This window comes from Amycolatopsis sp. NPDC059235, from assembly GCF_042754125.1.
GTDB lineage: Bacteria > Actinomycetota > Actinomycetes > Mycobacteriales > Pseudonocardiaceae > Amycolatopsis > Amycolatopsis albidoflava.
Genome location: NZ_JBHZAG010000063.1, coordinates 3,863 through 17,623 on the forward strand (window position 1 = coordinate 3,863; position 13,761 = coordinate 17,623).

Genomic DNA, 13,761 nt, shown 5'->3' on the forward strand with positions numbered 1-13,761 from the left:
CGGTGTGGGGGCTTTCTCATGGGGCGCGCCCCCCACCGCCGCCAGCACGGTCTGCTCGCCCTTGCTGCACGTCGTGCCGCCCTGCGCGGCGGGCGGGCCGGAAACGCACAGCCAGCCGTCGACGGTCGCGTTGACCGGGTTGTTCGAGCCCGCGGACTGACGGCCGTTGATCGCCTGGTGGAACTTCTTGACCAGCGCCATCGCGTCCGCACACGGGACGGCTTTGTTTTCGTACACGTACAACGTCATCCCGCTCGCCGCGGTGACGGTGCCGCAGGTGCCCGGATTGACCGGCGGAGCCGGTTTCGACGGCTTCGGCGCGGCCGCGGTGCTGCTGGGCGCGGCCGGCGCGCTGCTCGCGCCCCCGGTCTCCGGCAGCGGCGGGGGAGCGTGCGTGCTCGGCGCGGCCGAGGCGATCGCGGAGGGCGCCGACGGCGCGGCCGCCGGTGGCGCTTGATCCCCCGAACAGGCGGTGAGCGCGGGCAAAACCACCACAGCCGCGCACAGCGGCCCGTACACGGTTTTCGACGGGAGCACCGCGATCCTTTCGCCGGGGTCGCGCCCATTCTGGCCCCTCGCGCCTCGCTGAGCGGCACCGACACACCGGAGCGGGCTCCGTTCAGTCTACTGTGGACGGTGAGTTTCGGGTTCCGGACTGGGAAATCCGCATCGCCGGCGCGCATCGTTCGGAGGAATCCGGCCCGCGGCGGTTAACGCTCGGCGGTCCCGCGCCGACGTACAGGGCAGGCGCCCCGCGCGTTCCAGGTCCCCGAAGCCCGACGCCAGAGAGCACGAGTCACCGAGAGCATGAGCACCGAAGCCGTCCCCGCAGCCGAGACCGACGTCCCGACCGATCCGCCGACCGAACCCTGCAGCGTGGTGTGGTGCGGCGGCCGCCCCTACGTCCTCGAGGCCGGCGCCGTGCGCCCGCGCTGGGTGGGCACCGACGGCCGCGGCCGTCCGGAAACGCTGAGCACCGCGCAACTGCAGCGCCGCGGATGGAGCCACCGTCGCGCGGCCAGCCGCCGCCGCTCGCGCTGAGACTTCCGCCGGATTCCCGGCCGCCGCACCGATTCGCCCGCGCCGTGAACGGAATCGTTCCAGCCGCGCACCGGCACCGCCGGATCCCCGCACAGCGTCCCGCACGAGGATTTCCGGCGGAACCGCGCGTTCCGGATAGCGGAACAGTTCGTGCCGAGCTTCCCGCAGCGGCCGCCCTCGCGGCCGGGACGGCCGCCGCAGCACAACCGCGGTCCCGCCGTTCACCCCGCCAGGACAAACGCCGCGGCCCCGCCCGCTCTAGGCTGGCCGCGTGACCACGGTCCCCGACGAGCCCCAGACCGAGCCCTCCCTGTGGCGGCAGGCGCTCACCATCCCCAACCTGCTGTCGCTGCTGCGGCTGGCGGGCGTCCCGGTGTTCCTCTGGCTGCTGCTCGGCCCGAAAGAGGACGGCTGGGCGCTCGCCCTGCTGATCTTCTCCGCGCTCACCGACTGGCTCGACGGCAAGCTCGCCCGCTGGCTGGACCAGATGTCGCGGCTCGGCCAGCTGCTCGACCCAGCCGCGGACCGGCTCTACATCCTCGCCACGCTCGTCGCCTTCCTGATCCGCGACATCATCCCGTGGTGGGTCGTCGTCCCGCTGGTGCTGCGCGAGCTGGTGCTCGGCGTCTGCGTGATGCTGCTGCGCCGCGGCGGGTTCGCGCCGCCCGAGGTCACCTACATCGGCAAGGGCGCGACCTTCGTCCTCATGTACGCCTTCCCGTTCCTGCTGCTCACCCAGGGCGGCTCGGACGTCGCCGCGGTCGCGCGGCCGATCGCGTACGCGTTCATGGTGTGGGGCGGCGTCCTGTATGTCTGGTCCGGGGCGCTCTACGTCGTGCAGGCGGCTCGCGCGCTGCGCACCCGGTGATGGAAGATTGCCGTCAGCATCGCGAGCACAGCCAGCACCAGGAAGGGGAGCGGCGTTGACCACTCCGGAAGAACTGCGCTACACCGAGGAACACGAGTGGGTCGCGACCCGCGAGGGTTCGCTCGTGCGGGTGGGGATCACCGAATACGCGCAGGACCAGCTCGGCGACGTCGTGTTCGTCGACCTGCCCGAGGTCGGCAAGCAGGTCGGGGCGGGGGACGCCTTCGGCGAGGTCGAGTCCACGAAGAGCGTCTCGGAGCTGTTCGCGCCGGTCGACGGCGAGATCGTGGCGGTGAACTCCGCGGTCGCCGATTCGCCCGAGCTCGTCAACTCCGACCCCTACGGCGAGGGCTGGCTCGTGGAGATCCGGCTCGACGACCCGGCCGGTCTCGAGGCGCTGCTCGAGGCCGAGGCGTACCAGGCTCTGATCAAGGGCTGAGCCGCTCGGCCCGGCGCCGGAGCCTCAAGGGGAGCCCGAGGGTTCCGGGCCGGTCGGGCACGGTACGTTGACAGCTACACGTTCTTGGTCGATGGCAACATTTCATGCGTAGAGGAGAGCTCAGGTGAGCACGAACGACGGGCCCGGCGTTCCCCCGGAGCAGTCTCCGGAGCGGACCTCTGTCTTCCGGGCCGATTTCCTGGCCGACATGGAAGGCCAGCAGGAGTCCGCGCCGGCCGCCGAGGCACCGGTGCAGGGCGTCGACGCCCTGCCGCCGGGTTCCGCCCTCCTGGTCGTGAAGCGCGGGCCCAACGCGGGCTCCCGCTTCCTGCTCGACCGCGACACCACCAGCGCGGGACGGCACCCCGACAGCGACATCTTCCTCGACGACGTCACGGTTTCCCGCCGCCACGCGGAATTCCGGCGCGAGGGCGGGGAGTTCGTCGTGATCGACGTCGGCAGCCTCAACGGCACTTACGTCAACCGCGAGCCGGTCGACCAGGCCGTCCTCGCCGGCGGCGACGAGGTGCAGATCGGCAAGTTCCGCCTGGTCTTCCTGACCGGCCCGGGGCACGGGGGCCAGGGGGCGCAGTGACGGCGGCCGGGCAGCCCGGTCGTCAGGAGGCCCGGCGGGACGGGTTGAGCATCGGGGCGGTGCTCGCGCAGCTGCGCGGGGACTTCCCCGATGTCACGATTTCCAAGATCCGTTTCCTCGAGGCGGAAGGCCTGGTCCGCCCGGGCCGCACGCCCTCGGGGTACCGGCAGTTCGCGCCGGCGGACGTGGAGCGCCTGCGGTACGTGCTGTCCGCGCAGCGCGACCACTACCTCCCGCTGAAGGTCATCAAGGAGCAGCTCGACGCGGCCGACGCGGGCGCGCAACCGCCCGCGCCGGTCCCGGCGGCCCCGCAGCTGCCGCGCCGGCTGGTGCCGCTCGGCGACGGGAGCGATCCGGCCGGACTGCCCGCGGCGGCGGACTTCGAGGCCGGGCCGGAGCTCCGGCTCACCCAGGAAGACCTGCTGGAGCAAGCGGGAATCGACGACGCGACGCTGGCCGAGCTGTGCCAGTACGGCCTGCTGCGCCCCGGCGCGGCGGGTTTTTTCGGCCCGGAATCGGTGCTGATCGCCCGCACCGTCAAGGCGATGACCGAATTCGGGCTCGAACCGCGGCACCTGCGCGCGTTCCGCGCCGCGGCCGACCGCGAGGTCGGCCTGCTGGAGCAGATCGTGACCCCCGCGTACCGGCATCGTGACGCGGACGCGAAAGCCCGCGCGGACGAGGTGGTGCGCGAACTGGCCGCGCTGTCGGTCACGCTGCACACGCTGCTCGTCAAAGCCGGCATCCGCGGCGTCGCCGGCGACTGACGCTCCATGCCCGAGACGCGGTTCCCGTCACTTGTCAATGACTGAACCTCAGCGCCGGGATGCCGTACCGTGAGAGACGGTTCGCGAGACCACGAAGCGAGAATGTCCGCTGCGAGCGAGCACAGCGCCCGGATGACGGGTAGCGTCGGAGACAACGGTCGTCAGCCGTCGCCAGCGCTGCGGCCCGTGTGCACGAGAGGGAGGCGAAGCCCGATGAGCGAGATGCGCGTCGTCGGAGTGCGGGTCGAACTGCCCGCCAATCAGCCGATCTTGTTGCTGCGGGAGACCGAGGGCGAGCGGTACCTGCCGATCTGGATCGGCTCGGTCGAAGCCACCGCGATCGCCCTGGAACAGCAAGGCGTCCGGCCCGCCCGGCCGCTCACCCACGATCTGCTCAAAGAGGTCATCGGCGCGCTCGGGCGCGAGCTCGAGCAGGTCGTCATCACCGACCTCAAAGAAGGCACGTTCTTCGCCGAACTGGTCTTCGACGGCGACATCCGGGTGTCGGCCCGCCCGAGCGATTCGGTCGCGCTGGCGCTGCGGATCGGCGTCCCGATCCACGCGGTCGACGCGGTGCTCGAAGAAGCCGGCCTGATCATCCCGGACGAGCAGGAGGACGAGGTCGAGAAGTTCCGCGAGTTCCTCGACTCCGTCTCCCCGGAAGACTTCCGCGGCGCCGACACCTGAGGCGCCCCCGCCCGGCGGTTTCCCGCCGGGCAAGAGTTCATCGCGCGGTGGCGCGGGCGAACAGGTCGGCCAGCTCCCGGCCGTAGCGGTCCAGGTCCACCTCCGGATTCGCGGCGTAGGCGGCCGCGACCCCGTCGATGGCCTGCGCGATCGACAGCGCCACGATCTCCGGCGAAATGTCGCCGAACGCCCCCTCCTTGCGCCCCTGGTCCAGCTGGCGCTGCAGCGCGCCGGTGCGCAGCTGCCCCACCATGACGCCGGTCATCGCCCAGCCGTCGCGGTCGTCGGCGTGCGCGGCCATCTCGACCAGCACCCGCTCGCATTGCGGGTAGTCGCGCAGGAACGCGACCGAGGTTTCGATGTACGCGCGCAGGTTCGCCTGCCGGTCCGCCGGGTCGACGCCTTCGCTGCGCCGGCGCAGATATTCCGATTTGGTCTCGGACACCGTGCTCAGCACCGCCTGCATGAGGCCGGCCTTGTTGGTGAAGTGGTACGAGATCAGCCGGGTGCTGCTGAGCCCGGCCCGCTCCTTGATGCGCGCGAAAGTGGTGCGCGCGTACCCGTGGTCGGCGATCGTGGCGATGGTCGCGCCGATGATCTGCGCCCGGGTGGTGGCCTCGGTGACGCTGAGGCCGAGTTCGGCTTGGGTGTCGATGTTTACTTGCATGAGTAACAAGTTATCCGGCTGAGTAAAAAATGTCAATCCCGTACGGCGAACGGGCCAAAGCCTCGACACGGCCTTGAGGTCCGCCGCGCGTCGCGTTGACCGGCTCGCGGCGCAGCCTTACCGTCAAAGGCGGTAAATCGCCACGATGTGATTCGCCGACCCGGCGCGCTCGTGGCAGTTTTCCCCGGCCGATCCCGATCCTGGGCTCGACCGGCCTGTCGAACGCCCTGCCGCGAGGCCGGGCGAGGGGAGGCTTGCGGTGGTCGAGGCTGGTCGTCCGGAGATACCTGCCGGACCTGTCGCCGACGGCGAGCAGGGCGAGCTGTTCCCCGACGCCTCGCTGCCCGACGAGCTGGTCGGCTACCGCGGTCCCGCGGCCTGCCAGATCGCCGGGATCACCTACCGCCAGCTGGACTACTGGGCGCGCACGAAGCTGGTCGCGCCCAGCATCCGGACGGCGCACGGTTCGGGGTCGCAGCGGCTGTACTCGTTCAAGGACATCCTGGTCCTCAAGGTCGTGAAACGCCTGCTGGACACCGGGGTCTCGCTGCAGAACATCCGCGTCGCGGTGGACCACCTGCGCGTGCGCGGGGTGCGGGACCTGGCGAAGGTCACGCTGTTCTCCGACGGCACCACGGTGTACGAATGCACCTCGCCGGAGGAGATCGTGGATCTGCTCCAGGGCGGCCAGGGCGTGTTCGGCATCGCGGTCAGCGGGGCGATGCAGGAGATCAGCGGCACGATCCACGAGTTCCCGGCCGAGCGCGCCGACGGCGGACTCGTCGAGGCCGTCGTGCCGGACGAGCTGACCCAGCGCCGCAACGCCCGCCGCACCGGCTGATCTTCGTCCGCGCTAGACTGGGCGCGCGATCGACGATCCCGCGCGGGAGAGACCGGACCGGCATCCCCGGACCGGCGCCGAAGGAGCAAGTCCTCCCCGGAACCTCTCAGGCACCCTGGACCGCGCGGACGAGACGCCTCTGGAAAGCGCATCGGCAGGAGACCACCAGCCGGTGCCGCCGACGGTGCAAACCCGGGTATCCACGCGGGTGAAACTCTCAGGCGCCCCTCGGGGTACGGACAGAGTGGGGAGGGCCACGCCTTTCTTGCGGCGTGGCGTGCGCGCCGGTGAGGTTCAGACCTCCCGGGTGGTCTGAACCTCGTACATGTGGTCAAGACCACATCCCGGCGTTTTCCGCGCGTCAGCCCGGAATCTTGTCCAGGAAGCCGTGCACCTTGGCGATCCGGCCGTCGGCGATCTCCACGACGTCGAACCCGATCGCGATCGGCTCGGGGTTGCCCGGGGCGGACAGATACCACTGGAACCGCGCCAAGTCGTGGTGCGCGTCCGGCTCCGCGGGCAGGCTGAAGACCAGTCCGGCGAACTGCGCCTGCGCGCCGCCGATGAACCCGTCGATCTCGTCCTGCCCGGTGACCGCGCCGAGCGGATCGGTGTAGGTCGCGCCCGGAGCGAAAACCTCCGAGACCAGCCGGCGGCGCTGCTGCGGGTCGGTCTCGTTCCAGACGTCGAGGTAACGGCGGGCGATGGCGGCGGCGGTCGGGGCGGTGGTGGTCATTTCGAGGTTCTCCTTGTGTCGTGCCGTTTTCGGTAGGGCCAAGCCTGTCGGAGGAACGGCGGCTGGTCGATTACGCGGGAGGTAATCGGTTCGCCGTGCTAAACCGGGGCATGGACTACGGCCGCCTGCCGATCGACCGGCAACTGGGGAAATTCCGCGAGATCGTGACGCGCAACGAGATGGTGCCGGAAGTGCTCGCCCGGGCGGCGGAGCTGGCTCTTCCCGACTGGTATCTCACGGCGGGTTGCCTATGCCAGACCGTGTGGAACGTGGTGACCGGACGGCCGCCGGCCGAGGGCATCAAGGACTACGACCTGTTCTACTTCGACGATTCGGATCTCAGCTGGGAAGCGGAGAACACGGTTATCGAGGAGGGCGTCCGGAGATTCGGGGATCTGCCGGTCACGGTGGAAATCCGCAACGAGGCGCGAGTGCATCTCTGGTACGAGGACCGCTTCGGGGTTCCTTGCGCGCCCTACCCGTCCACCGAGGCGGCCATCGATTCCTTTCCCTCCGCCACGTCGTGTCTCGGGATTCGGCAGGACAGCGAAGGGGAGTGGCAGGTCTACGCGCCGCACGGGTTCTCCGGCATGTTCAACCTCGTCGTGCGGCCCAATCCCGGCCATGCGCCGCGGAGCAGTTACGAGGCGAAAGCCCGGCGGTGGCAAGAACAATGGCCGGAGTTGACCGTCCTGCCGTGGCCCAGTTGACGCACGGCTCGGCGGAGGCGTAGTTTCGATACGAAACGGTAGCGTATCGAAATGGAGCCAGGATGCCGGAGCCGTCGGGTGTGGGCAGGCCGCGCGATGTCCGCAGGGACGCCGCGATTCACGAGGCGGCCTTGGCGCTGCTGACTGAGGTCGGCTATGACCAGCTGGCCATCGAGGCGATCGCGGCGCGGGCGGGCGTGGCCAAGACGACGATTTACCGGCGGTACCGCGACAAAGCGGCGCTGGTCGCGGCGGCGGTGGAGCAGCGGCAAGGTTCTGCTCCGCCCGAGCCCGTCGCCGGGGGATTGCGGGAGAACCTGCTGGCCGTCGTGGGGTGGCTGGCGCGCGAGATCGAGGAGCAGGAGATCGGCTTGCTGGGCGCGCTGTTCGCGGGCATGCGCGGCGATGCCCGGCTCGCCGACGAGATGCGCCGGATCCTGCTCCGGGACCAGGCGGCGATGACGGATCGGCTGCCGGGCGAGGAGCTGGCGCCGGGCGCGGCCGAGTTGTTCGCCGAGGTCGCGCCCGCAGTGATCGTGCACCGGATCGTCTTCGCGGGCGAGCGGTGCGACGAGCGGTTCGTGCGACACCTCGTCGACGACCTCCTGCTTCCCTTGCTGCGGAAAGGAATCCAGTCATGATCGTGATCACGGGGGCGACCGGTGCGCTCAACGGTGCGACGGTGGAACACCTCCTCAAGCGCGTCCCGGCGGAGCGGATCGGCGTCAGTGTGCGAGATGTCGCGAAGGCGCAGCACTTCGCGGACCGGGGCGTACGGGTGCGGCAGGGTTCCTATGAGGACCCGGCGGCGTTGCGGCATTCCTTTGAGGGGGCCGAAAAGGTGCTGCTCGTTTCCTCGAACGACCCGCACGCGGACGGGGTCAGCTTGCATCGCGCGGGTATCGAGGCGGCGGTAGCGGCTGGGGCGCAACGGATTCTGTACACCAGTCACCAGAATTCCCGGATGGACACCCCTTTTCCGCCAGGCCCGGAGCACGCCGCGACCGAGCGGATTCTCGCCGAGTCCGGGGTCGCGTGGACGGCGCTGCGGAACGGGTTTTACGCGCACAGCCTCGGTTGGCTGCTCGGGAACTGGCGGGAGACCGGGGTGATCGAGGCACCGGCGGACGGTCCGGTCTCCTGGACCGATCGTGCCGACGCAGCCGAAGCGGCGGCGGTGATTCTGGCCGGGGAGAGGGCGTTCGACGGTCCGGTGACGCTGACCGCGCGGCAGGCGGTGACGTTCGGCGACGTGGCTGAGATGGCCTCGCGGGTCATCGGGCGCGAGGTGAAACGCGTGGTCGTGGACGACGACGAGTGGATCGCGGGCGAACCGGAGGAGATCGGGCGGATGAAGCTCACGATGTTCCAGGCAGCCCGGCAAGGCCACTTCGCCGAGACAAGCCCGCTGCTGGCCGAGCTGCTCGGCCGCGAGCCGCGCCGCCTTACGCTCCAGAGCTGAAGAAATCCCGGCAGAAAGCGCGGAACGTTTCCGCTCGCCGAGTCAACCGGGCGCCCTCCGCGCGGGCCAGCACGACCGGCGTCGTCGGAACCCGCTCGCGCAGCGGGCGTACGGCGAATGGCGTGCCTTCGACGGAAAGCTCCAACGGCGGTCGCTGCACGGAGAGCGTGTAGCCAAGCCCTCGGGCGACCAACGCTCGCGCGAGTTCGAAGCTCGTCGTCCGGTGTGCGACCGGCATCGGGAGGCCGACGGAGGCGAACACGTCCCGGAAATAGCGTTCCGACGGCGGCACGTCCAGCAGGACGAACGGCTCGTCGGCCAAGGCGCGCAACGAAACCGTCTTGCGGCGCGCCAGGGGATGGTCCGGCCGGAGGAGCACGCTCGGCGGCTGGTCGTACAGCTTGTCCACCGCGATCCCCGGCACCAGATCCTGCCGGTACAGCACGGCCAGGTCGCAACGGCCCTCCAGCAGGAGGTGCTGCAGATCCGGCAGCGTGCCTTCCACGAACGTGACGTCGACTTCCGGGTGCTGGGTGCGGAAGGTCGCCAGCGCGGCGGGCACGTGCAGCGGTGCGAGCGGCGTGTAGCAGCCGAAACTCAGGCGTCCGGCGAGGTCCTGGCCGTAGTCGCGGGCAGCGGTGCCGAGTTCGGCGACCGAGGTGAGCACTGCGCGGGCCTCGCCGACGACCTGGCGGCCGGCGTCGGTCAGCGCGGTCGTCCGGCCGGGGCCGCGGAGGATGAGCTGCACGCCCAAAGTCCGTTCCAGCGAAGCGATCGCCAGCGACACCGCCGACTGCGACACGTGACAGCTGTCCGCCGCCGCGGTGAGACCGCCGGTGTCGGCGACCGCGACCAGATACTCGAGCTGGCGCAACGAGGGAGACATGAGGTCACCTTATGTCCTTCACCAGAAATGTGAACTGGACCGATGACCGCCGACGCGGCAGGGTCGGAGCATGACCCGGCACCAGCACCCGTTCGTCCCGTACGCGCCGCCCCGGCTGTCCCCGGAGGAAAGCCTCGCGCGCGGGCAGGAGCTGTACCGGCTGCTCGACCAGCGCCGGTCGGTCCGGTGGTTCTCCCCGGACCCGGTGCCGCTCGAAGCGATCGAGACCGCGGTGCGGATCGCGAACACGGCGCCGAGCGGGGCGCACCACCAGCCGTGGACCTTCGTCGCGACCGCGGACCCGGATGTGAAACGCGCGGTGCGCGAGGCGGCCGAGGTCGAGGAGCGGAAGTTCTACCGGGAGCGCAACGCGCCGGACTGGCACGCGGCGCTCGCCCGGCTCGAAACCGACGAGCACAAGGAATTCCTCGAGGTCGCGCCGTGGCTGGTGGTCGCGTTCGCGCAGAAGAGCACGCCGCTTCCGGACGGTTCGCTGCGGAAGAACTACTACGTCAACGAGAGCGTCGGCATCGCGTGCGGGATGTTCATCACCGCGCTGCACACGATGGGCCTCGCGACGCTCACCCACACCCCGAACCCGATGGGCTTCCTCAACGAGGTCTTCGAGCGCCCGGTCACCGAACGGCCGTACATCCTCTTCCCGGTCGGCTATCCCGCGCCGGACTGCGAGGTGCCCGACCTCGACCGCAAACCGCTCGCCGAGGCGCTGGTGGTGCACGTGCCGTTACCTCGGGGGTAATGGTCTCCCGGCAGGCGACGCCGTAGCGTCGCAGGGGTGACGACTACGGTGAAGGCCCCGGTCGGCGAACTGCTCCGGGAATGGCGCGACCGCCGCCGCATCAGCCAGCTCGACCTCGCGATCTCGGCGGACATCTCGACGCGCCACCTGAGCTTCGTGGAGACCGGAAGGTCGAAGCCGAGCCGGGACATGGTGCTGCGGCTGGGCGAGCACCTCGACATCCCGCTGCGCGAACGGAACCGCCTGCTGCTCGCCGCGGGCTACGCGCCGGCGTACGGCGAGTCCGACATCGGAGCGCCGGAAATGACCGTGATCCGCGAAGCCGTCCGGCGGCTGCTGGCCGGACACGATCCGTACCCGGCGGCGGTGGTGGACCGCGGCTGGAACCTCGTCGACGCCAACCTCAGTCTCGGCGTGCTCACCGAAGGCATCGCGCCGGAACTGCTGACCGGGCCGGTGAACGTCCTGCGCGCCACGCTGCACCCGGACGGGATGGCCCCGCGGGTGCTGAACCTGGGGGAGTGGCGGGCGCATCTGCTGGGGCGATTGCGGCGGCAGGTGGAGCAGACGGCGGATGCCGGGCTGGCGGAGTTGCTGGAGGAGCTGCGCGGCTATCCGTGCGACGACGAGGTGCCCGAGGTGGAAGTCCCTGGGCCGGGCGATATTTTCGTGCCGCTGCGGTATCGGCAGGGGGACCTGGAGCTGACGTTCTTCAGCACGGTCGCGACTTTCGGGACTCCGCTGGACGTGACGGTCGCGGAGCTGGTGATCGAGTCGTTCTATCCGGCCGATCCGGCGACAGCGGCGTTCTTGCGCGAGCGCGTGACCGGCTGAGCGCGGCTACGATCGGGCCATGCGGGCGTTCGTGGTGACCGGACCGGGGGAGGCCGGGCCGGCCGAGGTGGCGGAGCCGGTCGCCGGGGTCGGCGAGGTGGTCGTCGACGTGGAGCGGGCCGGAGTCTGCGGCACGGACGTCGAGTTCTTCACCGGCGAGATGCAGTACCTCGCCGACGGCCACGCGCGGTACCCGATGCGGCTCGGCCACGAATGGTGCGGCACGGTGTCCGAAGCCGGGCCCGGCGTGCACCCGGCCTGGGTCGGCCGCCGGGTCACCGGCGACACGATGCTCGGCTGCGGGGACTGCCGACGCTGCCGAGGCGGCCACCAGCACGTCTGCGCGAACCGGCAGGAGGTCGGCATCCGCGGCGGGCGGGCCGGGGCGCTGGCCGAACGCCTCGCGGTGCCGGTGCGGTCGCTGCACGAGCTGCCGGACGCGCTCGATCCCGTCGCGGGCGCATTAGTCGAACCGGGCGGCAACGCCTGCCGCGCGGCGCGGGCGGCGGCGGGGGAGCGGGTGCTGGTTCTCGGACCGGGGACGATCGGCTTGCTCACTGCGTTGTTCCTGCGCGCGGCGGGCAGCGAGGTGCATCTGGTGGGCGCGACGCCGTGGTCGGTGGAATTCGCGCGTGGCTTGGGTTTTTCCGCTGGCACCAGCATTCCGGAGCCGCCCTTCGACGCGGTGGTGGACGCGACCGGAGATCCCGCCTCGCCCGCGCTCGCGGCCGAGGTGGTCGAACCGGCGGGGCGGATCGTCTACATCGGACTGTCGGGGCGGCCGAGCTTGCTCGACACGCGGGCGTTGGCGCTGAAGGACGTCACAGCGGTCGGCGTGCTGAGCGGGTCGCCGGGATTGGCACAGGCGATCGACGCTTACGCTTCCGGCGAAGTAGATCCGCGGCCGCTGGTGGCGGCGACGGTCGGGCTGGGAGAGGTCGCCGCGGTCCTCGGCGGGGAACGGCCGCCGGGAGCGCCGAAGATCCACGTCGACCCGCGCCGGTAACCAGGTTGCTTGGCGGGCGCGGAAACGAGAGGGTCGGGGCATGAGTGCCGACCTGACTTTCCGCCATCCGACCGAAGACGACCATGCCCGCGTGCTTGCCGCGCTGGGGCCGTGGTGGGGCGGGCTGAAGGGCGAAGCCGGTGCGAAGGAACGGGCGCTGCTGGTGCCGCGCCTCTACTTCCAGCACTTCACCCCGACCAGCCGCCTGGCCGAGCGCCCGGACGGGACGCTGGCGGCGTTCCTGATCGGCTTCGTCTCGCAGACCGACCCGGACACCGCGTACATCCACTTCGTCGGCGTCGACCCGCAGCTGCACGGGCAGGGGATCGGCCGATCGCTGTACGAATGGTTTTTCGGCGAGGTGCGGGAATCGGGGGTGCGGAAGGTCAAGTGCGTCACCAGCCCGCAGAACACGGCTTCGCGCGCTTATCACGCGAGGCTCGGGTTCGAGGTTTCCGAGGTGCTGCCGGACTACGACGGGCCCGGGCTGGACCGGGTCGCGTTCACCCGCAGTCTGGCCGTCGAACGAGCCTGACGCTGCTGCCGGGCTCACTCCGCTTTGAGGGGCTCGAGGAAATCCGCGACCGAGGCGGCGACTTCCGCGGGCGCGAGCTCGGCCATGTGGTGACCGGAGTCGATGCCGTGCCCGCGGACGTCCTCGGCCCATTCCCGCCAGATGCGCAGGGGATCGCCGTAGAGATCTTCCAGGTCGTCGCGCAGGGACCACAGGACGAGCACCGGCTGCGTGAGCATCCGGCCGGCGGCGCGGTCGGCGAGTTCGTCGCGGCAGTCCACGGTGAGACCGGCGCGGTAGTCCTCGAGCATGCCTCGCACGACTTCCGGGTCCCGCGTCGCCGCGCGCCATTCGGCGTGGTTTTCGCGGCCCATTTTTTCGGGATCGCCCCGATACCACGAGTCGGGGTCGGCGTTGATCACGCGTTCCGGGGTTTCGGGCTGGGCGAAGAAGAACCAGTGCCACCACTCGGTCGCGAACCGCGGGGTGATCCGGCCGAGGTGCTCGCTGATCGGCAGGCAGTCGGCCAGCACCGCCCTGAGCACCCGGTCGGGATGATCGAGGGCCAGGCGGAGGGCGAGGTAGCTGCCCCGGTCGTGCCCGACCACGGCGAACTGTTCGTGGCCGAGCGTGCGCATCATGGCCAGCAGCCGACGCGCGTTCGCTCGTTTGGAGTGCGGTTCGTGGTCCTCGGCGGGTTCCGGCTTCCCGGACCGGCCGTATCCGGGAAGATCGGCGCACACGACGGTGAATCCGCGCTCGACCAACCGGGGCGCGACCCAATGCCAAGTCGCCGAGGTACGGGGATGCCCGTGCAACAACAACACCGGCGGGCCGCTTCCCGCGTGCCGCACGAAAACGGGACAACCGGCACCGTCCACGATCTCGGTGGTGAAGCCGTCGAACATGAATCCATGTTCCCAGGTTCCCTCGCGGCACGCATGACAC

The 13,761-nt window shown here is 70.5% G+C and carries 19 protein-coding genes, 1 pseudogene and 1 riboswitch; of the genes and pseudogenes, 15 read left to right on the top strand and 5 right to left on the bottom strand.

All coding sequences use genetic code 11. The features are described 5' to 3' along the window. Positions 1 to 201, bottom strand: a pseudogene (locus tag ACFXI3_RS32285) (hypothetical protein); the annotation flags it as partial. Here ACFXI3_RS32285 and ACFXI3_RS32290 point away from each other — a divergent pair. From ACFXI3_RS32290 to ACFXI3_RS32320, 7 genes are all read left to right on the top strand, one after another. Further along, a complete protein-coding gene (locus ACFXI3_RS32290; protein ID WP_378404662.1) occupies positions 188 to 457 on the top strand; it encodes a hypothetical protein in 270 nt (89 codons plus the stop codon). The pseudogene ACFXI3_RS32285 and the gene ACFXI3_RS32290 sit on opposite strands and share 14 nt — an antisense overlap. Positions 458 to 807: 350 nt before the next feature. Then, positions 808 to 1,041, top strand: a complete 234-nt coding sequence (locus tag ACFXI3_RS32295; protein ID WP_344275880.1) for a hypothetical protein — start codon at positions 808 to 810, stop codon at positions 1,039 to 1,041. Between the two features lie 271 nt (positions 1,042 to 1,312). Beyond that, positions 1,313 to 1,909 (top strand): CDP-alcohol phosphatidyltransferase family protein, encoded by a 597-nt coding sequence (locus ACFXI3_RS32300; protein ID WP_344275877.1) that lies wholly within the window; start codon positions 1,313 to 1,315, stop codon positions 1,907 to 1,909. 55 nt (positions 1,910 to 1,964) lie between these two features. Next, on the top strand, positions 1,965 to 2,348 hold the full coding sequence (gcvH, locus tag ACFXI3_RS32305; protein WP_037805718.1) for a glycine cleavage system protein GcvH: 384 nt from the start codon (positions 1,965 to 1,967) through the stop codon (positions 2,346 to 2,348). 124 nt (positions 2,349 to 2,472) lie between these two features. Next, positions 2,473 to 2,943 (top strand): glycogen accumulation regulator GarA, encoded by a 471-nt coding sequence (gene garA, locus ACFXI3_RS32310; RefSeq protein ID WP_009078859.1) that lies wholly within the window; start codon positions 2,473 to 2,475, stop codon positions 2,941 to 2,943. Beyond that, positions 2,940 to 3,710, top strand: a complete 771-nt coding sequence (locus tag ACFXI3_RS32315) for a MerR family transcriptional regulator (protein ID WP_378404665.1) — start codon at positions 2,940 to 2,942, stop codon at positions 3,708 to 3,710. The genes garA and ACFXI3_RS32315 overlap by 4 nt, the downstream gene beginning before the upstream one ends. 213 nt (positions 3,711 to 3,923) lie before the next feature. Further along, the gene (locus ACFXI3_RS32320) at positions 3,924 to 4,397 is read left to right on the top strand and encodes a bifunctional nuclease family protein (protein WP_009078856.1); all 474 of its coding nucleotides are present in this window, start codon (positions 3,924 to 3,926) and stop codon (positions 4,395 to 4,397) included. Between the two features lie 37 nt (positions 4,398 to 4,434). Here ACFXI3_RS32320 and ACFXI3_RS32325 read toward each other — a convergent pair whose 3' ends face one another. Next, on the bottom strand, positions 4,435 to 5,064 hold the full coding sequence (locus ACFXI3_RS32325; RefSeq protein WP_344275842.1) for a TetR/AcrR family transcriptional regulator: 630 nt from the start codon (positions 5,062 to 5,064) through the stop codon (positions 4,435 to 4,437). Between the two features lie 259 nt (positions 5,065 to 5,323). On the opposite strand from ACFXI3_RS32325, the gene ACFXI3_RS32330 reads away from it, so the two are divergent. After that, positions 5,324 to 5,905 carry a MerR family transcriptional regulator gene (locus ACFXI3_RS32330; protein WP_009078853.1) on the top strand — a complete coding sequence of 194 codons (582 nt, stop codon included), beginning with the start codon at positions 5,324 to 5,326 and terminating at the stop codon, positions 5,903 to 5,905. A 33-nt stretch (positions 5,906 to 5,938) separates the two neighbouring features. Next, positions 5,939 to 6,038, top strand: a riboswitch (glycine riboswitch). Positions 6,039 to 6,266: 228 nt separating this feature from the next. Here ACFXI3_RS32330 and ACFXI3_RS32335 read toward each other — a convergent pair. Next, positions 6,267 to 6,641, bottom strand: coding sequence for a nuclear transport factor 2 family protein (locus tag ACFXI3_RS32335; protein WP_378404667.1), 375 nt, complete (start codon positions 6,639 to 6,641; stop codon positions 6,267 to 6,269). A gap of 20 nt (positions 6,642 to 6,661) precedes the next feature. Here ACFXI3_RS32335 and ACFXI3_RS32340 point away from each other — a divergent pair, with 20 nt between their 5' ends. From ACFXI3_RS32340 to ACFXI3_RS32350, 3 genes are all read left to right on the top strand, one after another. Then, positions 6,662 to 7,351, top strand: a complete 690-nt coding sequence (locus tag ACFXI3_RS32340; RefSeq protein ID WP_378404669.1) for a nucleotidyltransferase family protein — start codon at positions 6,662 to 6,664, stop codon at positions 7,349 to 7,351. Positions 7,352 to 7,413: 62 nt separating this feature from the next. Next, on the top strand, positions 7,414 to 7,992 hold the full coding sequence (locus ACFXI3_RS32345) for a TetR/AcrR family transcriptional regulator (protein WP_378404671.1): 579 nt from the start codon (positions 7,414 to 7,416) through the stop codon (positions 7,990 to 7,992). Next, positions 7,989 to 8,813, top strand: coding sequence for an NmrA family NAD(P)-binding protein (locus tag ACFXI3_RS32350; protein WP_378404673.1), 825 nt, complete (start codon positions 7,989 to 7,991; stop codon positions 8,811 to 8,813). Before ACFXI3_RS32345 ends, ACFXI3_RS32350 begins: the two co-directional genes overlap by 4 nt. Here the strand turns inward: ACFXI3_RS32350 and ACFXI3_RS32355 are convergent. Continuing rightward, on the bottom strand, positions 8,797 to 9,699 hold the full coding sequence (locus ACFXI3_RS32355; RefSeq protein ID WP_378404675.1) for a LysR family transcriptional regulator: 903 nt from the start codon (positions 9,697 to 9,699) through the stop codon (positions 8,797 to 8,799). The genes ACFXI3_RS32350 and ACFXI3_RS32355 overlap by 17 nt on opposite strands. A 70-nt stretch (positions 9,700 to 9,769) precedes the next feature. Here ACFXI3_RS32355 and ACFXI3_RS32360 point away from each other — a divergent pair, with 70 nt between their 5' ends. The 4 genes from ACFXI3_RS32360 to ACFXI3_RS32375 are packed head-to-tail and all read left to right on the top strand — an operon-like array spanning position 9,770 to position 12,834. Then, entirely contained in the window at positions 9,770 to 10,459 is a 690-nt protein-coding gene (locus ACFXI3_RS32360) for a nitroreductase family protein (protein ID WP_378404677.1), read from the top strand. A gap of 36 nt (positions 10,460 to 10,495) precedes the next feature. Then, entirely contained in the window at positions 10,496 to 11,293 is a 798-nt protein-coding gene (locus ACFXI3_RS32365; RefSeq protein WP_378404679.1) for a helix-turn-helix domain-containing protein, read from the top strand. A 19-nt stretch (positions 11,294 to 11,312) separates the two neighbouring features. After that, positions 11,313 to 12,299, top strand: a complete 987-nt coding sequence (locus ACFXI3_RS32370) for a zinc-binding dehydrogenase (protein ID WP_378404681.1) — start codon at positions 11,313 to 11,315, stop codon at positions 12,297 to 12,299. Positions 12,300 to 12,339: 40 nt separating this feature from the next. After that, positions 12,340 to 12,834 (top strand): GNAT family N-acetyltransferase, encoded by a 495-nt coding sequence (locus ACFXI3_RS32375; RefSeq protein ID WP_378404683.1) that lies wholly within the window; start codon positions 12,340 to 12,342, stop codon positions 12,832 to 12,834. Between the two features lie 14 nt (positions 12,835 to 12,848). On the opposite strand, the gene ACFXI3_RS32380 is transcribed toward ACFXI3_RS32375, so the two are convergent. Further along, entirely contained in the window at positions 12,849 to 13,721 is an 873-nt protein-coding gene (locus ACFXI3_RS32380) for an alpha/beta fold hydrolase (RefSeq protein ID WP_378404685.1), read from the bottom strand. Between the last annotated feature and the right edge of the window lie 40 nt (positions 13,722 to 13,761).